The organism is Pseudoalteromonas sp. SR41-4, assembly GCF_014163985.1.
In the GTDB taxonomy this organism is placed as follows: domain Bacteria; phylum Pseudomonadota; class Gammaproteobacteria; order Enterobacterales; family Alteromonadaceae; genus Pseudoalteromonas; species Pseudoalteromonas rhizosphaerae.
The window spans coordinates 24,151-49,953 of sequence record NZ_JACJEI010000008.1 but is presented as its reverse complement, the minus strand read 5'-3'; the positions used below and the strand labels follow the sequence as shown (position 1 = coordinate 49,953).

The following is a 25,803-nucleotide window of genomic DNA, read 5'->3' as shown; positions in this document are numbered from 1 at the left end:
TTGATATATTTCATCTACATCAATTGTCGTAAACATAATAACAAGGAAGTTGTATGTTGTTAATTAACACCCAATGCAAACAATCAATTACACAGCACATGGTCAGAATCAGGCATTTTATTCTGTTCGTATTGATGCTTATTATCCCCTCCTTGGGTTTAGCCGCTCAATATGAAGTCAGTTCAAAGAATGAGTTACAAGCTCAATATCAGTTATTACTAGAGTTAAAAGCTGAAAATGCTGTTTCAGAGAATGTGTATACTGAAAAATCTACTTTTTTACATCAACAAGCGCAAACGAACTTTCATTTTGACTTAGATAGTGGAACATACACCTCCGACATACCGATTGGTAATGCCCATCAAATTAGCAAACAACTTTCACTAATATCTGACACCGAGCAGCGTATTGATAGTTTCACCACCGCGCTATATGCTATTTCAGCTTTGTTATTATTGGCCTTAATTGGCAAAGTGATGTCACATTTCCCACCATTACTCAACGAACTTTTGATTTACGGCGCGTCTATTTTTTCACTCATTTTTTTACATTACGAATATTGGTTACTGGTTGCAGGATTCTCTTTAGGCAGCGTTATTAGCTATTCAGTGCTAAGTCGTATTAGTGACGATAAAGAAGAAGCTAAATGGGTAGGATGGCCCTTAGCAATTACATTTGCTGCGCTAACCTTAATATTTGATAACAGCATATTTGGGTTTTGCAGTGTATTAGCTTTGTTATCAACTTTTGGTTTTATGATATTAGTTGCTCCAGGCAGAGTAACCGTCGGCAGCCAAGATGAACGCGTTGCACAATCTGTTTATTTAACGGCGCTTAGTTTTACGTTAACTCTATTAGCTTGGTTAGTATTTTATACCGATTGGTTCGCACCTTTACTCGAATTAAGACAGCCTCTGCAATCTTTTGAACTTGGTATGCTCACCTTACTGCCACTTGCTTATTTTTCAGGGATCTCCCAACTTAGCTTTTTCTTATTGAAAGAAAAACCTTGGCTAAGTTTTAGCGCTGAGCTTATCGGTTTAATTAGTGAAATAGCGGTAGTCACAATTGCGCTGTTATATAAACTTGATACCATGTTTTGGATAGCCGCATTATTTTTGATGTGGAACTTCTTGGACAAGTTTTATCGTCTGATTTATAAACATATTAGCTATGTTTCAGCGTGTACACTATTCGCGCTGTTTTTTGCCGGTATTAGCGCACTCATAAAATCAAATATCGATGTTATTATGCCTTATTTAGAGTTTTTAGGACTGTGAACCTCCCTAAATGCCCTATTTATCATAAATAGGGCATTTTCTGTATATTAATCCTTTCTATAAAACTTGCTTAGAGTCTAACTATCTATTTAACAATCGCTTTAACTGTCTCTTCAGTTATTAGCTGATTTATACTGCCTTTAATAACCACAGTTGCTGATATTTTATCTTGAATGGCTTGGCGGTTCGGATCCCAATAAACTTGTAAAAAACCTAGTAAACCAGTTGCAAACCCTGCGCCGTAGCCGCCGTATCGGCCAAACGCATCCCATAAACTTAAATCTTCGCCACTAAGTGCGACAACTCGGATATTGCATAGTTTTTTACCCGGTGTTTGGCCACGCCACAAAAGCGAAAATAATGTGAAGTACACCGCGGCCCAACCAAAGCCAAGACCTAAATCTTGAATGATTCCTTTGCCCCACTGTAAAATACTATTCACAGGTGCAGCTTTAACCGGTGCGTCTTCAGGTTCAGCCGTCTGCTCATCAGCTTCAACCATTACTTTCAATAACAACCGGGCAACCTGAGCATTATCAAACTCATCTATTTCAGCCAGTTGTGGCACTTGAGCAACTAAATTGGCAAGTGCATTGCTTTGACAAGTCTGATTGCAATTTTGACTTGGTGCTGTTTGCGTTAAATAAGTATTTATCTGTTGTTTTTCCTCTGCATTTAATGGTGTTTCGCGTTTAATTCTTATCCCTTGAATCGCAGTATCATCCTCAAAAAAATCGATTGCGATTGCAAGCACTGAGAGTGAACTTATAAATAATATACTGGCAGCAGTTATTTTTAATACTCTTCGCCAAACAGTCGACATTGTTGGTAAGTATTTTTGCGCTGTGCCTTTATAAAAAGCCATTGCAGCTACAAATGCGATTACAGCAGCACTGATCTTAGCCGCGAGAAAAATTAGCGCTACATCGATTACCATCGCGAGCGCGCGGCGAGTCGGTGAAGCAAGTGGTAGTCCCAATAGCGCTTGATCTATTTTAAATGCATAGGGCGTAATAACTTCCTTAGTTTCAGCAGCTGTTAATGCTAATTGTTCTATTTGTTTCGCTTTCATTTACGCCTTTATCCTTAAAATTAAATAAGCATCTTTATTTAGATTGTTATTGAGAGCAGCTTATAGCTCAAACCATCAAGGCTAGATTATCTATAAATGGTTTATTTTCTTCATCTATCACACGAATTATTTCTTTGTGTAAACGTTTTTTGTGCTCAGCAAAAATGGCGCGCTTTTTATCAAATGCAGCGGCAAACGCCATTGCGTCCGCTAATAGGCTATCTTGGTCTGTTGAGGCTTTTTCTATAACGTGATCAATTGCAAGCTCTGATCCAGAAACGCGACGCCCTGTCAGTTTCATTTCGTTAAAGCGATAGTAAGGGATCGCTTTTTTCACAAAGGCGATCATGCCAGGTAAAAATGGGATTGATAAATCCACTTCAGGGAAGCAAAAAAAGCCGCGATCGCTGCGCATAAATCTAAAGTCACACGCGCACGCTAAAATTGCACCGTTACCAAAAGCATGACCATTAATGGCAGCGATCACTGGCATAGGAAAAAGCAGTAAGGTTTTAAATACATCGTCCATGTCGTACATAAAACCACGTATTTCATCGGCCTTTTTTGCTTGCATAGCAGGTAACAACCAATCAGTATCAATGCCTAAACTCCAACACTTATCATCATTTGAGGTGATGACTAGCGCTTTGTGGTTTTGGTTTTCAACAACCTCTGCTAACGCTTGTTTTAGTTGATGTGCAAAATGTGGATTTTGGCGGTTTTCGCCGTTTGTTAAGGTTAACACCGCAACGTTATGTTGAGTGGTTAAGGAGATGATACTCATAAAGTCCCTCTTCAATTTTATAGTTTTTTAAAAAGATTATTGCTCGTTTAAACGCAGACCGATGTTTAGTTTATCTGTTTAATTACAAACCATTGAGCCTGTAATAAACCAGTTTAAATTCATCACCTTTCATTTCATTTACATTGTGTCACATATTAGCAATTTATATATTTCAGTCTTATTGCATATTAGATACTATCTATATACTAATAATAATTAAAATACTTATGAAAAAGTTAACAATTGTATTGCTCTTACTTCTTTTGTTATCAGGCTGCGCGAATTCGGCTAAAAATGATCTCGCAATATTAAAGAATCACACGGTATGTTGTATTAACTTAAACGATATTACATTCGTAGCGCAACAAACAAAGCAGTTTATTCATTTTGATTTGAAAAAGCAGCCTGTAAGACTTTTTGGCGATGAGAAAAGTCCATTTATTGCAATTGAAAAACCTAGCGATAGTCGTTTTGCCCAAGTTTTTAGCTACGCTAATGGCGTATTTATTCAAAATGCAACGCTTGTCTATCCTCAGTTATTGCTTTTGGATAAGTCAAAACAGATTATTCAACACCTCAAACCCTATGAAGCATGGCAAAATGGTTTACCAACAATCTTAGGTTTGGACGGTAAGCTTTACTACAAAACACAGTTTACTCTGCCAAGCGAGGCAAAATACCTAATTTTTTATACTGATAGCGGTTTGAATAATAAAAAAACTACGATCAACTGGCGTTCGCAAGTTGGAGGTAGCGAATATAGATACCTGACCCTCACCTCGTTCGCTAAAATCGGAATCAAATTACTTTAACTTAACACTCATTTTCAGGAATTATTATGAGATATATTTATACTATTTTTATCCTTATAACATTAAGTGGGTGTAACTCTTCACCCAATTACATGAATACTGCACAACTAAAATCAAACCATCAGATACTTGGGCTTGGTGGTTTTTATGTTGAAGAAGAGCTCAGTTATTTTGAACAACAGTTGGCAGATCATTATAAAACACCTATAAAAAAAGCACTTGAAGATCGCGGATTTCAAGTAGTCGATGCCAGCGAGGTTTATGATCTTTATTATCAGTTATTAGACAATGCTGATAATTTGTACGACCCTCTTACAGGTCAGGAAAATGAAAACCTACGTAATGAAATCTGGAAAAAAGCGCTTGCTAAAACAAAAGCTAAATTAGGTATAAGTGCGTTTGTATTTGCGGGCGTAGATACTGTTAGAGCAGAATTTACTAACAGTATTCTATTAGGACATGTGGCAAAATGGTATGGTCAGGAAGAGTCTTACCTTGAAGGCGGCGCTGATGGTGGAGATATATTTGTATCGTTATTTCAGAACGAAGAAGGTTATGTTCCTGGGAGCCGACTATATATCCGTATTAGAGATGAACACGATACACTGTTAACAACAGGTTCTGGGGGTATTGAATTAGTTGCACAATTTAACAGCGATGAAGAAATTATTGTTAAAGATGCTGATAAATTATTTAAAGATCCTACAAAATTAGACAACGCGTTACAATTTGCACTAAAGACAATTGACACTTGGAAAACAAAAAAATGATGAAGCTTTTTTTAATCATCATGACTTTACTAAATTTAGTCGGGTGTAAACTGATTCAATATAATAGCGATCCTGAAGTGAGGATTAGTGCAATCACATTAGTCAACGCACCTACCCATAGCGATCTTGCCTATATATGGTTGCCAACCTCCAATACCGGTAGCAAAGTATTATACCGAGAAGCATTTGACAATAACGTGGTCAACTTCTCAAAAAAATATAATTTAACTAACCTAAATCCGCAGGCACAAAGATTTTTTGATAGTTTTATTATGAAACAAGGCGGTGCTTTCAACACAAAAACAGGTAAACTTAACTTAGAACTAATACAAACAGCAATGCAATACACGTTTAATAACGTTAAAAGCGCATATCCAAATATTAATACTCTGTTAGTTATTCAGCCGCAAGAAACCTCAATAAAAGTTATTGATGGCACTGCTAATTGGAATGGTGTTGAGCAACATATCGTAACAATACCTCAAAAGTCAGTCGAATTTAGGCCGGTAATAAGCCTTGCCGTACAGTACTACATTCCTGATGGCAAAAATTATGACTTTGAAATTGGTCTAGATCTTCATGCCCCAGATTTAACCGATGACAGTAAATATGAACAAGTGATAAAACATATTTTATCCCCTATCGTCTTGTTAAAAAAAGAAATCTAATAGTTATCAGTCTAATAGTAAGCTATAACTTTAGCCACTATTAGACTTTTGATAAGTGATATTATAATCACCCCCAGTTCTCACAAATAAAATTAATACTTGAGGATACTTATGCTTAATAAAGTCGCTATTGTTGTCGGTGCAACTGGCTTAGTGGGCAGTCACTTAGTTGAAGAATTAATTGTGGCAACTCATATCAGTAAAGTTATCACCCTAACGCGTCGCCCTATTAGTTATAACAGTGACAAAGTCGTTAATCATGTAGTGGACTTTAACCATTTAGCTCAACACGCTGCGCTTTTTAAAGCGGATATATTATTTTCATGTTTAGGCACGACAAAAAAAGCAGCTGGCTCTATAGCCGCTCAGCGTAAGGTTGATTTTTATTATCAGTTAAAAGTCGCTGAACTTGCTGCAAAACACGAAGTACACCATTACTTGCTAGTATCCTCCAGTGGTGCAAATGCCAATAGTGGTAACGCATATTTACAAATGAAAGGTGAACTTGAAAATACTGTCAAAGAACTGCCATTTAAACGCATTAGTATTATTCAGCCATCGTTATTACTTGGCGAGCGTAATAACGAATTTCGTATTGGTGAAAAGCTTGGCAGTGTATTGTTACCAATTTTATGTATGCTGCCTGGTTTAAGAAAGTATCGCCCTATCACGGGCAAACAAGTTGCCATAAAAATGTGTAATATCAGTAAACAATCAGGTGATGGTGTTGAATATTTTAGATTAGATGAACTATTTAACAGTTAAAATTCAGTACATATCTTATACGTTCCTTTTCACCATAAATGGCGACCGACAAATTTAAGTACGAACTTCAGCGCAAAAAGCTATAAAAAAGCCAGCAAATGCTGGCTCAGTTTTTAATACCTATTAACCTTACTACTTACCAAACTCTGTTGGAGCTGGCAGCACAATCAAGGGTTTTTTCGGGTTTGCCTTAAGCTCTTTTAACAGCTCTTTTACGGCACGCTCAATCGACGGATCTTGCCCAGCTTGAATAAGCTCTGGACGGTCAATCACTTCGATATCTGGGCTTACGCCTTCATTTTCGATGATCCAGTTACCGTCATTGTCGAGTATTCTAAAGGTGGCAGCAATAACTGAACCACCATCCACAAGCCCTGGGTTACCAGAGATACCTATTAACCCACCCCAAGTGCGAGTGCCAATTAGTTTACCTAAACCTGCTTGGCGGAAGTAATACGGTAGTGCGTCACCACCTGAACTGGAGTAGCCGTTGATCAGCATGGCTTTTGGTCCATCATGGGCAAACTGTGGTGTTTTAGTTGGCTCAACGCCACGACGCTTCCAGTAGTTAAGCGGTTTACGTGCCAGCCAAGTGATCATATGCTCTGGGATAAAACCACCGCCATTGTAGCGATCATCTATGATCATTGCTTCTTTGCTAGTTTGCGGTAAAAAGTTTTTAAATAACGAACGATTACCTTCGTAATGTGTGTTTGGCAAATGTACATAACCAATACGACCGTCGGATAGTTTATTTACATATTCAGCACGGCTATGCGTCCATTGTAAATAACGTAAGCCGGTTTCACTTGCGATTGGTTTAACTGTTACCTTCCAACTTTTTTTCAGGCTCGGGGATTTACTAAGCAATAACTCAACCGATTTACCTTGGGTGTTTTCAAGTAATTCATAAAAGTTAACCACATCTTTTACTGAACGACCATTTACCTCAACAATATAGTCACCAACGCTTGCGTTAACGCCCGGCTCGTTGAGTGGTGAGCGGAAGTTCTCGTGCCAGTTTTCGCCTTTAAAGATATTTTCGATTTTTACAAAACCGGATTTATGCGCGCTAATTTCTACGCCTAATAAACCATGCTGTAAACGTGTTGCAGTTGGCATATCGCCAGAGTTGACATAAATATGCCCGGAGTTAATCTCGCCGGCAATTTCGCTTAGCACATAGTCAAGGTCGGCGCGATGTGCGATTGCATCAGCCATTGGTTGGTAGCGTTTTAAAATAGCATCCCAATCTTGGCCGTGGTGATTTTCATCGTAGAACCAATCACGTAATGTCCGCCAGCCTTCACGATACATTTGCGCCCACTCTATTTGCGGGTCAATTTTTAGTATCATATTTTGCAAGTCTAACTGGGTGGCTTTTAAATCTTGCTCAGCGGCTGGCTTAATTACACTGTAATTATCACCTGAGCGAGCAATGATATGCTGCGCATTCGCTGATATTTTATAGCTATTAACCCCCTTCGCTACGGTGGCAATTTCGCCATCGACGGCAATAGGTATTAATTTTAGCTCACCCGCAGAGAGTGTTAATACGCCATCTTTTACAGCAGTTAAAGCACTGTAATTTCCGGCCAGAGCATTTAGAGCGACAACGCGATCCATAAAACCATCACTTTCAATATAAGTGCTTAACGGTTTAGCTGACTTGTCATCGTCTTTATCCGCTTTCGAGTCAACAATACTTATTTCATCAGTCAGTGGCGTATTCAGCGGTTTGATTTTTCTATTGACAGCAACAGCATAAATTCGCGTGGCATTATTAAACATGTAGTCAAATTCATAACTACTAAAAGTTAAGTTAAAGTCGCGCTCTGAAGTAAAATACAATTGCTGACCATCAGGAGAAAACGCCGGATTTCGTTCACTGCTCATATCGTCGGTCAGACGTGTAACTTGTTTATCTTTTAAATTATAATGCCATAATGAGGCATAACGATTTTCGTTATTTTTAACAAATACAACATCTTCACTATTAGGTGACCAAATATACGTAGTTAAGCCGTCTTCTTCATACTTGGCGGTATCAATTTTATGCTGCTTGCCGGTTTTTATATCAAGCCACCATAAGGTGTGATTTAGATCTGCAAACAATAGCTTTTTATTGTCCGGAGACCAAACAGGGTCAAAACGCCAAATAGTGCCATTAGTTGTCAGTTGTTTAACCTTGTTGTTATTAGCTCGGTCTTGGATATAAATTTCGTACTCACCACTTTCATCACTCATATAGGCAATATAACGGCCATTTGGTGACCACGAAGCGGCAATTTCACGCCCTTTAGGCGTATGGCTTAAATTGCGTGTTGGGCCATTTTTAACGGGTACTGAGAACAGCTCTCCACGGGCACTAAAAACCACGCGCTTACCATCATGGGATACATCCATCGAATCAATAAAACCAGCCACATTTTTGCTATAAGGCATGGTATCTTCACGATTTCCCTGTACGTTAATAGTCAGCTTTTCTTCACGCTGCGTTGCATCGTCAAAACGGTATAAATAACCACCATTCTCATACACTATGGCATCTGGGCCTGCCGATGGCCAAAGCACATCAAAATCCGTGTGATTGGTCACTTTTATTGGTGCTTTGCCGTCTTGATGCTTATATAAGTTTAAGGTGTATGCTCTGTCTGAGACATAATAAATATTGTCATGCACCCAAGTAGGCTGCTGATCTGTGGCTCTATCGGTAGTTAACTGCGTAGACTTGTTGTGCTCTAAATCATAGATCCATACATCTTGTGCGCGGCCCCCTCGCGTGCGCTTCCAAGTACGAAACTCGCGATCAATTGGTGTATATACGTATTGCTTACCATCAGGCGATAACATGCCGCCACCCGTTTCAGGTATGGCCAATGGCTGCTCTAAGCCACCATCGGCAGGCACCATGTAAGGACGTCCCACACGCTTACCATAAGGTGTACGGTTTGCTCGAAACACTATATGTTTACCATCAGGCGTCCAATCAAGGACACGGTAATCATAGCCACCACGAGGCGGCATCACACCAACATCATTATAGTAAGTCAGTTGCTTTAGATCACTGCCATCGCGATTCATTACATATATTTGGCGGCTACCATTGTACTGTGCTGAAAAAGCGATTCTTTTCCCATCTGGAGAAAACTTAGGGAATGTTTCAAAACCAATGTGATCTGTTAAGCGCGTGCTTTTACCCGTTTTGATATTTGCTATATAAATATCACCGGCATAAACAAAAGTAACCGACTCTTTATGAATATCAGGAAAACGTAATAATCGCGTATCTTGAGTATCATAAGCCGCGGCTATGGGTGAGAATGTAGGCGCAACCGCAATCGCTATTGCGGTTAAAAAAGTACGTAATTTCAACTTAACCATCCTTATGTTGTTATTTTATATCATCATAACAACATAAAAATGGATTGCAGCTTTGTTCGGCGAATAACTGTAACAGAGTGTAAATAATCACCACAATAATAGACTAAACATTTATATATTTGCCATGAACTTAAAAATGATTGAACAATTCTCTCAACCACACGTATTAAATAGTCTATCGTTAAAGTTTTAAGGAATACACGTGAAAATAACCCATATTGCATCCGCTGTAGCAGTTAGTTTGCTGTTACCTTCAGGTTTGCTTAACGCCGCGCAAAGTTGGTACATCATTAATGACTCAGTAATGGGCGGTTTATCGACCAGCCAAGCTTATGAGAAGGACAATAGCTTAATTTTTACAGGCAACGTTTCTCTTGAAAATAATGGAGGCTTTGCTTCAATACGCACAACAATAAACACTAATAAAGAAAACGCCAATCTCATATCTTTACGGTTCAAAGGAGATGGTAAAACGTATCAACTTCGCTTAAGAACGAGTCAGTACCTAGACGGACCAGCGTATACAACCTCATTTGAAACGATAAAAGATCAATGGCAAGTCGTTACATTCTCACCAACTGACTTTAGTCTCACTTACCGTGGTAAAACCTTAGAGCAGCAACCAGAGTTAACGTTCAAAGATGTACAACAATTGGGCCTTATGATCGCCAAAAAGCAGCAAGGTAATTTTAAACTTGAATTAGCGCATATTAACTTTGAGCATAAATAGCGTAAATTAAGCGGCTATATTGGAAATATTAAAATTATTTTTTAAAATCATATTCTTCGTTATCTCGCTTTTTAAGCTCTGTGATAACCATTTCTATCATCTGTTTCTTTATTTCTGCGTGGTTGGACTTTAGCTCATTAAGTTGCTGAACTAATATATCAATTTGCTCTTGCTGTTGAGAATCTCGGTATTTTTTCGCACCAGTATGCTCAGGATCTATTTTTAAATTTTGCGCTTCGGTATTTTTTTCCAGCTGTATAAAGTTGCTATTGTGGCTTTCAAGCTTGAGATTTCGCTGAATTGGATCTTGTTTTAATTTATTAATTTGTTCTTGTAGCACGATGATCTTTTGAGCGAAATCTTCATACACTTTTTGTAAATTGTTATACTGTTCAGCAAAATTCACATCATCTTCGCTATACTCTTGCGCTTTAGCATCTAAAAACTCAGACAAAATATATTCAGGCTGTTCTGTTTGCGCTGCTTGTTCTTCAAGTCGTTTTTCGTATTTACTTTGAAACCCATGAGCTTCAGGAATAGTAATAACAGGTAAGATCTTCATATTTCATCCTTAAAATTATCCTGGTAATAATATCGGCACAAAATAATAAGACTTTAGCTTTCTTCTCCAAAAATATTACCCTTTGTTATTACCCAAAGGCTAGGAAGCTACTAATGGTTAAGCACCTAAGCGCCGGTATTAAACTCACTGGCAAAGGAGTTTTACCGTTAGATTCCAAGCAACAATTAAACACACTTGCTTTGCAAACTGTAAATTAGCTTTTGCTATACTATTGCTCCATGAAAACCCAGCGGTAAATGATAGGGTAATTGCATTGAAGCCAACGGCCCTTGACCTATTTTCTCCGCATCAAAAACAGCAACACCACTTTTAGCCGATCCATAATCCAACCACGTATTAATGATATAACCTTGCCCTTCTCTATTACTATTTGTTTTGGCTATAAATAAAGGCTCTTCAACATGGGCTGTATCACCAAAACTATAACTTTGACTTTGGCCTGATTGCGTGTTCAATCTTGTGATTGCATTAAATTCTTTATGTGGATTATTTTTGCTTATTCCTACGCCATACTGCAAAGCCGATGACTTAGCAGCGAAACGCTTATCAAATTGCAAAAATTCCATATATGGTTCAGCCCAGTTAATCGATACCTTGTTAGTAACAAGATTAAGCCTAAGCTGCGCTGCTTTAGCTGGTTCATGCGCAATACGATTTTGGTGATTGTCTATATTAGCCATTACATCAGTCATTACAGTTGCATCTGGATACAGACATAAGTTAACAACTAGTTCATTATTTTGTTGCCAACTATTTCCAAAATGAAAAACAAATCCAGCTTCAAGCTCCATCTGGTTAACGACTTGCAAACTATGCTTATCAACCACTAATACCCGACTGCCTAATTGTTTTTGCCATTTAAATCGTTCTATATAAGTTTCTCCCAGTTGCTGTAACATGGGCGGCAAATAAAATATTAAATACTGCTCTGTCACTGCAAAATCATGAATATAACTATGATGTGGCAGTGGTAAAAGTTTATAGCGTTTTATGCCTCCTTGCGCCGTCAGTTGATACACTACAATGCAAGGTTTACCTGTAAAAGAAATATCGCCAAAGTTCCAAATCGTACCATCGCTATCAGCATGAGGATGAGCTGAAAAAGGAACCCCATTTAATTCAGACCCAAAATCAACCTGTCCTTTGGTTGCGAGTGTTTCTTGATCAAGGCGATACGGCGTACCCGCTTCCCACATAGCCCAAAGCTCACCGGCCATTGGTAACAATGCCGTATTTGCAGTATTGAATACTTGGGTATTTTTTGCCGGTTTTGCATTAGTAATTATTGAGCCTGCACCATTATATAAAAACCTTCCTGCTTTACTCTCTTCGACAAACTTCTGTGTTTGTGTAAATTTTCCTTGATGAGTGACACCGTGCTGTGAAAATTTAAATTGATTAACAAACCCATCGCCATCAAACCAATGGCTATAACGCTGCCCTGCCCGCTCTTGCATACCCGGGCCATTGCGGAAAAATGTCATACCTTGTAACTGAACGGGTAGCTCACCTTGCCAAGGTTCAAAATGTGGATCAATATTATCCGTTACCCCTTGCCAACCTAAAAAAGAAGACTGTATAGCAGAAGAATGATTTGGCTGTGGCTTTGCATTTGCTCCAAATACCGCAGGGCATTGGCTAGCGATAATTGCGCATGTGCCTAAGTATGTTGATTTTTTTAAAAATTCACGACGTAACATAGCAATATCCTTAATCAATCGAAATTTGAATAGTGTGATCAACATCACCGACAGCAAAGCGTAATTTGTCAAAACTTGGCGGCCCCATTAAACGAGGATTATTACTAAAACCATATGGCTCATTAGGAATACCAATCATATTACGATTGAGCTTTTGATTATTATCTAAATCTTGGTAAGCCAAAATGGCGTAATCACCGGCGCTTAAATCGCTAAATGTTACTGTAGTCTGTAACTTAGTCACGGCCCCTTTATATGCTAGCGTGGCTTTATTTGACTCCATAGCAGAGACTGAGTCATAAAGCACCACATATATATCACCTTCAAGCTGTGTGATCCCCGCAATATCGACCGTTAATTCGGCAGCTTGTGCAGCTAAGCTACTGATTGCAAATGCACTGGTAAAAACTAATTTTTTAAACATAACAAGCTCTTTCTAATGTGGCTTAACACCTATTGCTAAGCTGATGTAGCTACTGTAGAAAAGTCCCACATATAATACAGGTGCCAAAAGTCATGTTTTTTGAAATTAGTTTGTTTATGTCTTAGTATTAAGCAAATTTATTAACATCGCGTTTAAAAACCCGCATACTGTTTTATTGATTTAAATTAATGAGTCATTGCTGTTTTATTGCTATTTAAAGACAAGCTAACGTAAACTAAAGCACTTTGTTTTTTTGCTGGAAGCGAAATGCAGTCGCCCTCTTTATTGACACTAAAAAAACCTATTAACTGGCAACTAACATTAGCGGGCTTACTAGGCTGCGCCACAGTTATGACGCTTACTTTAGTAACTAGTCAAGCCACATCGCTATTAAGCAGTTTTCTCGCTTATATGCTGTATATACTAAGCTTTTTAGTGATTACACTGACAAATGGTGTAAACCAAAATCCTCGCAGTTTAAGCTGTTTTATATTTTTACAAATACTGGCAACTTTAATATTAGGCTGGATATTACACACCCCATTAATTTATATTTTATTGGTGATTATAGCAGGGCAACTGCCTTTCATTTTTAGCTCGAGATACGCTTTAGTCCCGATGGTTGCTGCTCATAGCTCACTTGTGCTGGTGCTCTTTTTTAGTAAAGAAAATGCTATTTCTCTGTGGCATGAATTAACACTAAGTAGTGTCTACTTGGCTTTTGAGATTTTTTCGTTTGCCGCCAGTAAAGTTGCCGTCAAAGAAGCTGCAACAAATAAAGCATTAACACTGATGAATGCACACCTTGCTTCTACACGAAGTTTACTAACCGATAGTATTCGTCATGGTGAGCGCCTTGAGATCAGTCGTGACCTGCATGATATTTGTGGCCATCAACTTACCGCATTAATTTTAAATTTAGAGTTTGCCGCACAGCAAACAGCCAACTCAAATGATGACTCTTCTCATGCTACATTGATCCAATCACGCGACTTAGCAAAAGCATTACTGAGTGAGATCCGCAACATGGTTCGCAGTATTCGTACCGACGGTGATATTGATATAAAAACAGCACTCAATGAAATTGCAGATCGGTTACCTGGTTACAATTTTGCTGTTAACATCGACAATGCGCTGCAGATCCATTCCCATAAGCAAGCCGAATGTATATTAAGAGTGTGTCAAGAAGCAATTACCAATGCGATTAAGCATAGCCAATTTAAACACATTGAAGTGCGACTATCACAGACCAACAAAATGTTAGCCTTAGATATTATTAATCAGCAATCCCAACAAAGTGATTTGAATTTCGGCTGTGGTTTAAACTCAATCAAAGAGCGGGTAAGTGAATATCAAGGCTGTATGGAAATCAAGCAAACGCCAGAGCGTTTTTGCTTACATGTCACCCTCCCCCTTAAGGACACATTATGATCAGACTAGCCATTGTCGACGACCAAGCACTGATCCGCGAGGGGATCGCCAATTTACTCTCTTTAGCGGACGAATTTACCGTCTGTTGGCAACTCGACTCAGGCATCAAAGTATGCGAGCAGCTATCCTCTGATCCCATTGATGTACTATTAATGGATATTAGGATGCCTGGCGTCAATGGTATCGAAGCACTAACCCAACTTCGCAAACAGCATTTTGATTGCAAGGTAATTATCTTAACAACTTTTGATGATCCGCAGTTATTTGTCGATGCAATGCAAGCAGGAGCTAATGGATTCTTACTCAAGGATGTCGACACCGAAAAGCTTCATCATGCAGTCCATCGTGTGTACAACGGACAAACCTTAGCAGAGCCAGTGTTATTAAATCAGCTAAATGCAGCACAGCTGTCGACCTTTGGGGATAATGAAATTGAACCGCTGAGTGAACGCGAAACTGATATTTTAAAACTGATCGCAGCTGGACTATCTAATAAAGAAATAGCTCAAGCCATTTTTTTAGCTGAAGGAACCGTTAAGAATCATGTATCAAGCTTACTGGCAAAGCTCAATACCCGCGATAGAACCCGCGCAGTACTTAAAGCATTGAGCGCGAAAATTATATGAATTATCTTACACAAGCTTTTTAAGTACATGTTTATTTTACAGTATTACCAATAAACAAACGATATAACTTATATTTCTACTTTAGATATAACATCTACAAACTCAGCCATTCAATCAAAATACTAAATCTGCGCTCAGGTTACTTTAGCTTCCTAGTATTTGTTATTACCCAAAGACTAGGAAGCTACTAATGGTTAAACGGCCAGTTGATGGATTACTAGATAGTCCTAAATCAGGATTAATATTACCAGAATGCAAGGCATTACTTGGATATACAATAAGCCTATTCGGTTTCGCCTCTAGTGAGGCTATTTGCTCAAACAATGTTGTATCACTGGAAATATAACTAGGACGTTCGTGGAGCCTTTGAGCAATGGCTTGCTGTTTGATCATTGCACGATACGGTGCGAGTCGCTGCTGTGTTATACGTTCAAAGCCAGATGCTTTATGCCGATACAAGGACGTTCCACCATATGCTTTTGCACATAAAAAATGCACAGCAGCAAGCTGGTTAACACTAGGAGTATCAAAGTGAGGCAACATTTGAATGGGCCTTAATTTTGTTACCGGTGTTGTGGCAATTGAAAACGCAGAAAAAACCACTTTCATGCCATTGCTATCGATAAAATTGAACGACGATTTTAAGATAGGGAGTAACTCTTTAAGTTGCTCACTATAGTTAGCCGGTGATGGTTTGCGAACCCCTGGGTATAAATCTCCATTAGATGCAGTAAATGCCGAGCTATGATTAACGTTTTCACAAGCACAGGCGATGAGTTCATTATAGTTTAAACTTAAATCATCAATCACTAAAACAGGTATGCGCTCATTACCAACAACTAAGCGTGTAACTTTCATTGCCGGGTTTAAAAAAGTAGCACTAGTCATGTACACTAACAAACTGCTGATTTTTACGTTCAATAAGTGGATACAGTTGACCCAATGAATTGATCATCGTGTAGATTGGTTTAAGCTGTTGTGCTTTATGTAAACGCCCTATTTGTTCAGGAGCTAGTGCCGCTACTTTCTCTTCACTTACCGTATATAGACCGTTTAAACGTGAACTTTGCTTATTGCAAAAGGTAACGTCAAGGGAAAGAGGCTGCACTAAATTAAGTGCTAACAATGTGTCAATCAGTGCTTTATTTTCTATTTCGCCTTGCAATAAATACCCTAAGCATTGTTTCATTTTAACAAAATAATCACTATCTTCACCGCTGTCAGTAAATAATACCTGGATGTCATTGACGTTATTTTGCGCTGAGTCGCGAACTATCGATGGGCTGTCTAAGTTTATACAAACCGCATAATCTCCCGCTTCTTCAGCTTGTATTTCACCGACAAAAAATGGCTGCCTTTGTAACTGTAATGGTATGTAAACTCCTTGCCATTGACCGTCTTTCGAAAATAAATTTTCATGTTGCTCAAAACCTAATAATGCCGTTAAGGTAAATTCGCCTGTTTCACCACTCTTAGCAAGTACGATCGGATGTTGCACAGATACTTGGCTAAATTCAGCAACCACAACGGGAAGCATATTTTGCGTGGCACTGTGTTCTTGAGTTTTCGCGATATCAATTTTTAAATGTTTGTGAGCACTGTAATTAATTGCAACTAAATTAGTCATATTGTTCTCTTTATTCTTTATATTTCACAGCACAATTAAATTGCACTAAGCCCATGCAGCTTAATTTTATCAAGTAACTCTCTGTTACTAGGTAATGTTGAAACTGCTTGCTGAATCATATGTTTATTTTTAGCAAATTGACTCTGTGCAAATGTTTTATCATTTAATAAGTGAGGTGAGTTGCTGTAATCACTTTTAAAGCCCATTCCATACAAGACATACTGATAGCTTGCAGCAGGAAACACTTCATTATTACTCGCAAAATCATAATCAGCAGGAGCGCGATATTGCCAAAGTTGCATTAAATCTTGCAAGCTTTGTGGGATCGTTTGTGGATCGCGATTATCTATCCAAAACGCATTATCGGTGCGCTTACTCAAAATATAGTGCAGCTTTAAAAAGTCGATTATTTTCCCCCAGCGGTAGAGAAATGTATCGTTAAAGCGTTTCGCTGTAATATCCATTACCTCGCGAGTCGGTGGCAATTGCTCGCTAATCATTTGCGCTGACATCTCAACTAACACAAGAGCAGACGCTTCAAGTGGCTCTAAAAAGCCAGCAGACAATCCAACAGCAACACAATTATTTTGCCAAAAGTGACTGCGATGGCCACTTTCTATCGGAATTTTTCTGATTGTCAGTGAATCAATCTTATCGCCTATATAGTCGGCAAGTCTTGCCCTTGCTTGTGATTCAGTACTGTGTTTGCTCGAATACACATAACCAACACCACGGCGATGTTGTAAACCTATGTCCCAGATCCAACCTGCTTCTTGCGCCGTCGAGATGGTATGTGAAGCGATTGGGCTACTGTCATTTTCATAGGGTACCTGTACTGCTAAAGCCGTATCTATGAATAAAACATCACGATAAGATTTGAACGGCACTTGATAATGACCTCCGAGCAATAACGATGAAAAACCACTGCAATCAACAAATAAATCGCCACTTATATTTCCGGCCTGCTTTGTTGTTAAACTACCTATATCACCATTTTCGATGCTGTTAACTTTAGTAACATCAGCTAAAATATGGGTTACACCTAAATTTTCGATGCAGTGTTTTTGTAAAAACACTGCAAATTTAGCTGAATCTAGATGATAAGCGTAATTGGCGACAGCGCCATATTCAGGCGTTCTGATCGTCTTTGGCGCAAGACCTTGCTCGCAAAGTGCTTCTTGAAAACATACCGCATTAGAAAACGATGATGATTGCTCGCCATCGTTTAACCAATATCCTGCCATATCTGTTTTAGTGAATCCTTGCGGTAAAACCAATGGGTGATAATAATAATCATCTTCGCCACCATCCACCCATTGTGCAAACTTAGCACCTTGTTTAAAACTAGCGTCACACTCACGGATAAAGTCGATTTCACTAATACCCAAAGCGATTAAAGTGCTGCGCATTGTTGGCCAAGTACCTTCACCAACGCCAATAATTGGTACGTTTGGCGATTCAACTAACGTGACCTTGACGCCAACGTCCGTATTACTCTTATGCTCTGCAGCCAATCGCCCCGCAGTTAACCAACCCGCAATACCACCACCCACGACAATCACTGTGTTTATGCTTTTTTCTTGTTGTTTCATTTTAATACTCGCGTGGATTACAATTAAAAGTGACTTTTAATCAATACATAAAAGTCACTTTATTTACCCGATTAATGCCTAGAAATTACCGCGAATACCGAACATGAAACGTCGACCGCTGTCTTCAATTTGTAGCATTTGATTAGCAAAACGACCTCGTTTGTGAACATACTCTTGAGTTAGATTAATGCCTTCAATAAAGACTGTGACGTGTTCTGTTAAATCATAACTAATGTTCGCATCAAGCTGTGCATAGTCTTCTACAATAGTTACACCATCACCATTAAGTTGACTTAACGATTGCACAAAGCTGTCTCGCCAGTTGTAAGCTAAGCGAGCTTGAAAAGAATCATTTTCATAAAAACCTACCACATTATATGAATCACTTAAGCCTGTAAGAGCAAACACTTGAGTAATATCTGCAGCATCTAACTCTTTGTTACTATCTACAATAGTGGCATTAACCATAAAACCAAAGCCACTGTCGAAAGTATGCTGTAGAGCAACCTCCCACCCATCAACAATTGCTGATTCACTGTTATTTGGTATGGTATTGGTAAACACCGCCGTGGTGTCTGCTGGATCTGGACTATCAACATCATTACCTGTGGAAGGATCAGTAAGTAGACCGCCACCGGGCAGTTCAAAGGTTAAGTCTTCAGTGGTATTGATAATAAAATTAGCAACATTTTTTCTAAAATAACCTGCCGATACATAACTTGCATTGCCGTAGTACCATTCAAGAGATAGATCTAAGTTATCAGAAGTAAAAGGAGCTAACGCTGGATTACCAGAGCTGGATGTTAAATTGCCACCTTGCCGCGTTGTTTCTATCACTGTTACCGGTGACATACTATCGAGCGTCGGTCGAGTGATTGTTTGTGATACCGCAGCACGGGCAATTAAGTCATCATTGATTTCGAGCTTAAGACTAAAATTAGGTAAAATGGCTTCATAGTCAGAATTAGCTGAAATAGATTGAACATTGCCATAATTAGCTAACATTTCTGTTTTATCTAAAATTGACAATGAGTTAACTGGTTCATCGCTTCCGTTCACTTCAACATCAGTCGTTTCATACCTAAACCCAGCTGAGGCAAACAAGGGCATACCCGCAAGCTCTGATTCAAAATCAAATTCGCTATATAAAGCAATTGTGTCTTCTGTTATTTCAAATGACTTGTTACGCTTTACTGCATCAAAGCTAATTGGCTGCCCATTTGCAGCGGCATATTGCTCAAGATAAGCAAAGTTTGCTTCACCATCATGTGCAAGCCAAGATGTTGGCATACGACCACTGCCACTGACGTTATCTAAAAAGTCATCGCCGGCATCAAATACAAACTGTGCGAGTCCGTCCATACTAGGCATATCTGGGTAACCACAGAAAGTACAATGTATACCTACACCTTCATTATCCCAACGTTCAAGACTTTTAGTTTCGGATGAATACATTGCACCAAATTTTACGGCTACAAGACCCGTATAACCATCGTTGTACCATGTACTATCCCAACGAAATTGATCAACGGTATCTTCGACCGCCCAGCCACGACGCAACATAACATGAGCTCGGCTATTTGCCGGATCTAAATGATTTGAGACCCCATCAGGGCTAATTGCCGGGTTATATGCGCTGCCATCTAGCTCCTGTTGACCACTGTAAATACTGTCATCAGCCGATGCAAACTCACTCGCATAAGGTAAGATCCCTTGATCAACTTGAAAGCGCACACGGTTTGCATAACCAATCAAAGATAACTGATCACCTCGGCCATTATTTGCTTCACGCTCAGCCTTTGAATGGCTTAAATCAAAATTCATTTTTAAATTATCGTTTACGTGCCATTGTAAATTAAGCCCAAGCGCACTGGAGTTTGTTAAACGATCGAATTTTTTAGCGTGCATATCCGTTGCAAGCCCAACTTCTTGATAAAGATCAATCACCGTGCCATTTTCGTCAACAGTTGGTCCATCAGCATTACCAAACCCTTCTAAATTGGGTGCAGTAAACCAGTGTCCATAAGACGTTGTATCGGCTTCAACATCAAAATCAGAATACAGTGCATCGCCAGTAATCACTACATCATCAGACGGGGCATATTGAATAACTAAATTAGCATTGGTGCGAGTGCGCGTCTCTGTGGTTACTTTATGATCATAATTACGGGGAGAAAAAATATTGCCAGTATAAGCTTGTCCGCTTTGTGTTTGCGGCTTAGGCACGCCAACATTTTCTAACCAGCCATCTACTTGTGCTTGATTTAACCGGGTTCTACGTTCTTGACGTGAAACAGCGAATAACAAACCTAGGGTATCGTCATTAAATGTATTACTAATTAATCCTGATACCTCTGGCGTTGTTTCTTCACTATTGTCGTCATAAATACCTTTTATGCTGCCGGCTACTTTAAAGCCATTAATAGCAAATGGACGAGCGGTATTTACATTGATTGTTGAGCCTATACCGCCTGACTGCTTTGTTGCTGTTGATGTTTTAAATACATCTAAACTCTTTACCAGCTCCGACGCGATAGTATCAAAACTAAATGCTCGGCTTTGGTTTTCAGATGCCATTTGGCGGCCATTGACTAACACGGTATTAAATTGCGGGCCGAATCCCCGTACCGTGATTAATTGCCCTTCCCCGCCGGAACGGTCAATCGAAACACCGGTGATACGTTGCAATGACTCAGCTAAGTTAGTATCGGGGAATTTACCAATATCTTCTGCTGAAATAGAATCGACGACTCCACCCGCTTCACGTTTAGCATCCATTGCGCGTCCAAGTGATCCTCTTATTCCTCTTACTTCAATTATTTCCGGTCCTTGTTCTGCGGTATCGGCTACTGCAGGTAGTGTAACGCTACTAAGCACTGCGAGTACGGCACTCGCCACCCCGTTTTTTTTATAATTAGTCATGTTGTCATTTCTCTCGAAGCGTGGATCTATCGAAATAGATATTTGCCCATCTTCGCTGACATGTGATTGCAAGCCTGTCCCTGCAAGTAAACTATTTAATGCAGTTATTATTGAATACTCACCAGTAATATTATTAGTCTGCAACTGTTGGATTTTATCCAACGGAAACAACAAGGTAATATCAGCTTGCTCTGCAAAATTAATCAGCGATAGATCAGCCCTTTGTCTTGGAATATCAAACATAATCTTGCCATTTTTGGTATTTGCTTGAGCCTCTGTATTAAACAAAGTAAAAACCAAAACCAGTACACAAAAATGAAGCTGAGATGTTTGATATTTCATGTGCATGGTTTTTCGCCATACACAAAACAAAGACGAGTGAGTTTTTATTTTCCCCCATAAATATTTTCGATTATTTACAAATAATATATATTTTTGACTAGTCATACTGAAAATTGCTAAGCCTTTTTGTTTTTATTATTACTAAAATACAACGGCGAAATATTCAATTTTGAATAATGTTTCGCTTGCAAAGTAATTGCTGTTTTTATCCGCTAAACCCATTTCTAAAATTGCTGCATATCGTCAATTAGAACAAGTAATTAAAAAGTTTAAATCGTATTTAAAGTATCTATCTGGGTGTAAATATCTAAGTACTTAGTGATGTAAATTAAGATAATTTGTACGCTGTTTTTTTAACAACCAAAGAAGCACCATACGATGCTAAGTAGCTTAGCGCCAAGACCCGAACTCTTGATTGCTAAAAACTGTAGTACAATTAACACTGTAATTACAAGCTTTAAGCAAAACGAGAAATAGATCGGTAAAGGGCAATGGGTAACGTTATATTAAAAAAATGCGATTAAATGGTTTTTGCCTAGTGGATTTTTTTATCTCAATCGTCTTACTAAGTATTGGCATAAAAATAATAACAGCAGAGCTAAATCCGATGAGAAAACGTTAATGACGAAAGACACACTACTTCACAAGGTTTATTTAGTCTCAAGAAAAAGCATTTCGCGAGTTGTGGCTAAAATTGTGCCACCTCATGAAATTGAAGATATTGTGCAAGAAACGTATGTGCGTATATGCAAAATTGAAAACAGCGACAATATTAACTCTCCCAAGTCATTTATCTATAAAACTGCGCGTAATTTAGCATTAGATTATCAAAAACAGGCCAATATACGCTTGGTCGACGGTATTGATAATATGGAAGCGCTTGAGCAACTTCTGTGTGAACAATACAAAGATGAGATGTATGAGAGCACACTTACCGATAATGAATTTTCGAATTTTTGTGAAGCCGTAAGATTGCTTCCGATACAGTGTCGAAAAGTATTTGTATTAAAAAAAGTGTATGGCTATTCGCAGCGTGAAATAGCTGCACAATTGGAGCTTAGTGAAAGTACCGTGGAAAAGCATATTGCAACAGGCATGAAAAGATGTACGCTGTTTATGCGTCAATCAAATAAAAGCACCTATAATGAGCCAGCCCCTTCAGCAAACCTCAGTGCAGGAGGCAAATATGAGTAACATTCATCAGATCCATCAATCTTCCCAAGATAGTAATCAAGTTGAAGATGAACGCTTAGATCAAGCGAGTGAGTGGCTAGCCAAACTTGACCGAAACCTTAGCAGCGATGAAAAAGAAGCACTTAAAGCTTGGCTTGGAGATTCTTACAAAAATGTTGAGGTTCTGCTAGAAGTTGCACAATTGTGGGATAAAATGAGTGAGTTAAGTCGTTTATCAGACTTATTTCCACAAGCATCAAAACAACAACAAAAACTCCCTGTGTGGTTAGGCGCAATAGCAGCATCCATTTTATTGGCTGTTGCGCTTAGCTTTTTTCAAGAAACATTTAATTTTTCGCTGTTTAACCAAGCGAATAAATCTGCGGTAGTAGCAAAACAATTAAACTTTCAAACTGCGATTGGAGAAAGTAAAGATATTATTTTGCCTGACCAAAGTAAAATAACACTCAATACAAATAGTTTTGTCCATATTAAATACACTCCATCAGCCCGAGTAATCAATCTTCTTCGTGGTGAGATCCATATTGATGTCGCACATGATACCTCACGGCCTTTGAGTGTCGTCACTGGTAATAAAATAATCCAAGCCGTTGGAACTGCGTTTAATGTAGAGGTAAACAATAAACAAATAGAACTTATTGTTACCGATGGAAAAGTATTAGTTGCTCAGCAGTATACAACCGCTGTACCTAACCTCTCCAATAATGGCACTTCTAGAGTTGCAAAAGATGTATCGCTGCATTCCACGCCGGTATCAAAGGGTGAAAAACTCAATTTAGACTTTAAGGGTGAAATTACCAAAAAAGTTGAAAAAATTGACGCGATTGATGTGGCAGCAAACTTATCTTGGCGTCAAGGGAGTATCATTTTCAGAGGCGAATCACTTAGCGACGCAATGACCGAAATTAGCCGCTATACCAATATTAACTTTGAGCTTGCTGATGACGAACGTTTGAAGCAAGTACACGTTGCAGGCATGTTCAAAACTGGCGATGTTAAAGGTCTACTCGAAGTGCTTAATAATAACTTTAATATTAGTTATGAAAGAGTCAGCCCCGATAAAATCATGTTAAAATATGCGTCGCCTCACACTACTATATAATTCGTTACAACAATAACCAGGTATATCACCATGACAACACCTTTATCGTCGGGCAAGATTAATAGCCCGAATCACTCTTTATCAACAAACACCCATTCTCTACTTTACGTTATATTTATATCTGGCGTTGCAGCAATTGGTGGCTTTTTATTTGGCTTTGACTCCGGGGTTATCAACGGAACTGTGTCGGCGCTTGGCAAAACATTTAACTCAAGCAGCGTCGCAACAGGGTTTAATGTTGCGTCGGTTTTACTGGGTTGTGCTCTTGGTGCGCTGATTGCGGGCCCGCTTGCTGATAAATTTGGCCGCCGCTCAATTATGATCATCACTGCAGTAATATTTGCCATTAGCGCGTTTGGTTCAGGCATTGCAGACAGCTCCGCTGAATTTATTTTTTATCGTCTATTTGGTGGTCTCGGTATTGGCGCTGCATCTGTATTGGCACCCGCTTACATTGCTGAAGTCGCACCTGCGGCTTTGCGTGGACGATTAGCAACACTGCAACAATTAGCGATTGTACTTGGCTTATTTGCTGCTTTTTTAAGTAATTACCTGATCGCTTCGGCGGCAAACGGCGCTGAAGGTATTTTTATTCTTGAGCTGGCGGCTTGGCGCTGGATGTTTTGGGCAGAACTTGTACCTGCAGGATTATTTCTGTTGGGAGTATTATTTATACCAGAGTCGCCGCGTTATTTAGTTGCCCAAGGCCAATTAGAAAAAGCCAAAGCTGTATTTAAAAAAATATCTAATGATGATGCCCAATCACAAATAAACGATGTTAAGCAGTCACTTCATGGCGATAAAAAACCAAGTATTCGTGACTTATTTATTGACGGTAAAAAGAAAATACACCCAATCGTATGGGTTGGTATCGCTTTGTCTGTTTTTCAGCAATTTGTAGGCATTAATGTGGTCTTTTATTACGGCTCTGAGCTTTGGCAAGCAGCGGGTTTTGATGAATCACAATCTTTATTCATCAATGTATTAGCGGGTACTACCAATATTTTATCTACTTTTATAGCAATTGCGCTTATCGATAAAGTAGGCAGAAAACCATTATTACTAGTAGGTAGTATTGGTATGTTTATTAGTTTAAGTGCATTAACTTATACCTTTGGTAGCGCAGGCCTCGATGCGGCAGGTAAACTTGCATTAACTGACAGTATGGGCACGTTTGCACTTATCATGGCTAATCTCTTTGTGGTATTTTTTGGCTTAAGCTGGGGACCTGTTGTATGGGTACTATTAGGCGAAATGTTCAATAATCGTATTCGAGGGGCTGCTTTAGCTGTTGCAGCAAGTGCGCAATGGCTTGCCAACTTTACAATTACCATGACCTTCCCGATTATGCTCGGTAGTATTGGTTTAGCTGGTGCCTATGGGTTTTATGCTATTTCGGCCTTTATTAGCGTATTTTTTATTGTTAAATATATAAAAGAAACACGTGGTATCAAGCTAGAAGCCATGTAAAAGTTGTTTAAAATGGCGAATGTATTTATTTCGCCATTTTTTTCAACTAAGACTCTACTTTAAGTAATTCAACTTCAAATATAAGTAAAGAGGCTGGAGGAATACTGCCAACACGTTTTTCACCGTAAGCTAATTGGTGAGGGATATAAAAGGTGTATTTATCGCCTTCACTCATCAGTTGTAAGCCTTCAGTCCAGCCTTTTATTACCTGATTTAAACCAAAACTGATTGGGCTATTACGCTCAACAGAACTGTCAAATACACTGCCATCTAGCAAAGTACCGTGATAATGCACATTCACCATGCTAGTTGGGCTTGGTCTTGCCTCACTACCACTGCTGCTAACAACTTTATATTGCAGACCAGATGCGGTCTCAATAACCCCTTCAACCTTGCTGTTTGCCACTAAAAAGTCGGCTTCGATTTGCGCATTAGCGACCGCTTGTTGCTTTACTTTTTTGCTATTTTGAAAAATCAAAAAGCATAAAATGGCGATGATAATCGCCAAAATAATGTTGATCATGA

General features: G+C 38.9%; 22 protein-coding genes. 11 read left to right on the top strand and 11 right to left on the bottom strand.

The features are described from left to right. Window positions 1–53 precede the first annotated feature (53 nt). Window positions 54–1,280 (top strand): hypothetical protein, encoded by a 1,227-nt coding sequence (locus tag H5180_RS08460; protein ID WP_182758056.1) that lies wholly within the window; start codon window positions 54–56, stop codon window positions 1,278–1,280. 85 nt (window positions 1,281–1,365) lie between these two features. On the opposite strand, the gene H5180_RS08455 is transcribed toward H5180_RS08460, so the two are convergent. Both H5180_RS08455 and H5180_RS08450 read right to left on the bottom strand, forming a co-directional pair. Next, the gene (locus tag H5180_RS08455) at window positions 1,366–2,352 is read right to left on the bottom strand and encodes an RDD family protein (RefSeq protein WP_145240600.1); all 987 of its coding nucleotides are present in this window, start codon (window positions 2,350–2,352) and stop codon (window positions 1,366–1,368) included. Between the two features lie 67 nt (window positions 2,353–2,419). Continuing rightward, window positions 2,420–3,136, bottom strand: a complete 717-nt coding sequence (locus H5180_RS08450) for an enoyl-CoA hydratase/isomerase family protein (protein WP_182758055.1) — start codon at window positions 3,134–3,136, stop codon at window positions 2,420–2,422. A gap of 227 nt (window positions 3,137–3,363) precedes the next feature. Between H5180_RS08450 and H5180_RS08445 the strand changes: the two genes are divergently transcribed. The 4 genes from H5180_RS08445 to H5180_RS08430 all read left to right on the top strand — a co-directional run bounded on the left by H5180_RS08445 (window position 3,364) and on the right by H5180_RS08430 (window position 6,151). Beyond that, window positions 3,364–3,948, top strand: a complete 585-nt coding sequence (locus H5180_RS08445) for a hypothetical protein (protein ID WP_182758054.1) — start codon at window positions 3,364–3,366, stop codon at window positions 3,946–3,948. Between the two features lie 26 nt (window positions 3,949–3,974). Further along, window positions 3,975–4,718 carry a hypothetical protein gene (locus H5180_RS08440; protein ID WP_259397362.1) on the top strand — a complete coding sequence of 248 codons (744 nt, stop codon included), beginning with the start codon at window positions 3,975–3,977 and terminating at the stop codon, window positions 4,716–4,718. Further along, a complete protein-coding gene (locus H5180_RS08435) occupies window positions 4,715–5,386 on the top strand; it encodes a hypothetical protein (protein ID WP_145240594.1) in 672 nt (223 codons plus the stop codon). The genes H5180_RS08440 and H5180_RS08435 overlap by 4 nt, the downstream gene beginning before the upstream one ends. Window positions 5,387–5,497: 111 nt before the next feature. Next, complete coding sequence (locus H5180_RS08430; protein ID WP_145240592.1) at window positions 5,498–6,151, top strand: NAD-dependent epimerase/dehydratase family protein; 654 nt, start codon at window positions 5,498–5,500, stop codon at window positions 6,149–6,151. Between the two features lie 132 nt (window positions 6,152–6,283). Here the strand turns inward: H5180_RS08430 and H5180_RS08425 are convergent, their stop codons facing one another. Beyond that, window positions 6,284–9,535, bottom strand: coding sequence for a S41 family peptidase (locus H5180_RS08425; RefSeq protein WP_182758053.1), 3,252 nt, complete (start codon window positions 9,533–9,535; stop codon window positions 6,284–6,286). A 202-nt stretch (window positions 9,536–9,737) separates the two neighbouring features. Here H5180_RS08425 and H5180_RS08420 point away from each other — a divergent pair, with 202 nt between their 5' ends. Continuing rightward, complete coding sequence (locus tag H5180_RS08420) at window positions 9,738–10,265, top strand: CIA30 family protein (RefSeq protein ID WP_310736491.1); 528 nt, start codon at window positions 9,738–9,740, stop codon at window positions 10,263–10,265. Window positions 10,266–10,299: 34 nt separating this feature from the next. Here the strand turns inward: H5180_RS08420 and H5180_RS08415 are convergent, their stop codons facing one another. From H5180_RS08415 to H5180_RS08405, 3 genes are all read right to left on the bottom strand, one after another. Beyond that, the gene (locus H5180_RS08415) at window positions 10,300–10,827 is read right to left on the bottom strand and encodes a hypothetical protein (RefSeq protein WP_182758052.1); all 528 of its coding nucleotides are present in this window, start codon (window positions 10,825–10,827) and stop codon (window positions 10,300–10,302) included. 224 nt (window positions 10,828–11,051) lie between these two features. Beyond that, the gene (locus H5180_RS08410) at window positions 11,052–12,548 is read right to left on the bottom strand and encodes a carotenoid oxygenase family protein (RefSeq protein ID WP_182758051.1); all 1,497 of its coding nucleotides are present in this window, start codon (window positions 12,546–12,548) and stop codon (window positions 11,052–11,054) included. Between the two features lie 10 nt (window positions 12,549–12,558). Continuing rightward, window positions 12,559–12,972, bottom strand: a complete 414-nt coding sequence (locus tag H5180_RS08405) for a DUF2141 domain-containing protein (RefSeq protein ID WP_145240580.1) — start codon at window positions 12,970–12,972, stop codon at window positions 12,559–12,561. A 267-nt stretch (window positions 12,973–13,239) separates the two neighbouring features. Here H5180_RS08405 and H5180_RS08400 point away from each other — a divergent pair, with 267 nt between their 5' ends. Both H5180_RS08400 and H5180_RS08395 read left to right on the top strand, forming a co-directional pair. Further along, window positions 13,240–14,403: a sensor histidine kinase gene (locus H5180_RS08400; protein ID WP_145240578.1), complete on the top strand. Its 1,164-nt coding sequence runs from the start codon at window positions 13,240–13,242 to the stop codon at window positions 14,401–14,403. Next, a complete protein-coding gene (locus H5180_RS08395) occupies window positions 14,400–15,029 on the top strand; it encodes a response regulator transcription factor (protein ID WP_145240576.1) in 630 nt (209 codons plus the stop codon). The genes H5180_RS08400 and H5180_RS08395 overlap by 4 nt, the downstream gene beginning before the upstream one ends. Window positions 15,030–15,194: 165 nt before the next feature. On the opposite strand, the gene H5180_RS08390 is transcribed toward H5180_RS08395, so the two are convergent. From H5180_RS08390 to H5180_RS08375, 4 genes are all read right to left on the bottom strand, one after another. Beyond that, complete coding sequence (locus H5180_RS08390; RefSeq protein WP_259399555.1) at window positions 15,195–15,917, bottom strand: DUF6445 family protein; 723 nt, start codon at window positions 15,915–15,917, stop codon at window positions 15,195–15,197. Beyond that, window positions 15,910–16,656 (bottom strand): SapC family protein, encoded by a 747-nt coding sequence (locus tag H5180_RS08385; protein WP_182758050.1) that lies wholly within the window; start codon window positions 16,654–16,656, stop codon window positions 15,910–15,912. The genes H5180_RS08390 and H5180_RS08385 overlap by 8 nt, the downstream gene beginning before the upstream one ends. 35 nt (window positions 16,657–16,691) lie before the next feature. Further along, window positions 16,692–18,248 carry a tryptophan halogenase family protein gene (locus H5180_RS08380; protein ID WP_182758049.1) on the bottom strand — a complete coding sequence of 519 codons (1,557 nt, stop codon included), beginning with the start codon at window positions 18,246–18,248 and terminating at the stop codon, window positions 16,692–16,694. A gap of 78 nt (window positions 18,249–18,326) precedes the next feature. Then, the gene (locus H5180_RS08375; protein ID WP_182758048.1) at window positions 18,327–21,617 is read right to left on the bottom strand and encodes a TonB-dependent receptor; all 3,291 of its coding nucleotides are present in this window, start codon (window positions 21,615–21,617) and stop codon (window positions 18,327–18,329) included. A 516-nt stretch (window positions 21,618–22,133) separates the two neighbouring features. On the opposite strand from H5180_RS08375, the gene H5180_RS08370 reads away from it, so the two are divergent. The 3 genes from H5180_RS08370 to H5180_RS08360 are packed head-to-tail and all read left to right on the top strand — an operon-like array spanning window position 22,134 to window position 25,278. Continuing rightward, window positions 22,134–22,706 carry an RNA polymerase sigma factor gene (locus H5180_RS08370; protein WP_182758047.1) on the top strand — a complete coding sequence of 191 codons (573 nt, stop codon included), beginning with the start codon at window positions 22,134–22,136 and terminating at the stop codon, window positions 22,704–22,706. Then, window positions 22,699–23,808 (top strand): FecR family protein, encoded by a 1,110-nt coding sequence (locus H5180_RS08365; protein WP_145240565.1) that lies wholly within the window; start codon window positions 22,699–22,701, stop codon window positions 23,806–23,808. The genes H5180_RS08370 and H5180_RS08365 overlap by 8 nt, the downstream gene beginning before the upstream one ends. 30 nt (window positions 23,809–23,838) lie before the next feature. Next, on the top strand, window positions 23,839–25,278 hold the full coding sequence (locus tag H5180_RS08360) for a sugar porter family MFS transporter (protein ID WP_220493069.1): 1,440 nt from the start codon (window positions 23,839–23,841) through the stop codon (window positions 25,276–25,278). Between the two features lie 46 nt (window positions 25,279–25,324). On the opposite strand, the gene H5180_RS08355 is transcribed toward H5180_RS08360, so the two are convergent. After that, window positions 25,325–25,801 (bottom strand): FKBP-type peptidyl-prolyl cis-trans isomerase, encoded by a 477-nt coding sequence (locus H5180_RS08355; RefSeq protein ID WP_149980730.1) that lies wholly within the window; start codon window positions 25,799–25,801, stop codon window positions 25,325–25,327. Between the last annotated feature and the right edge of the window lie 2 nt (window positions 25,802–25,803).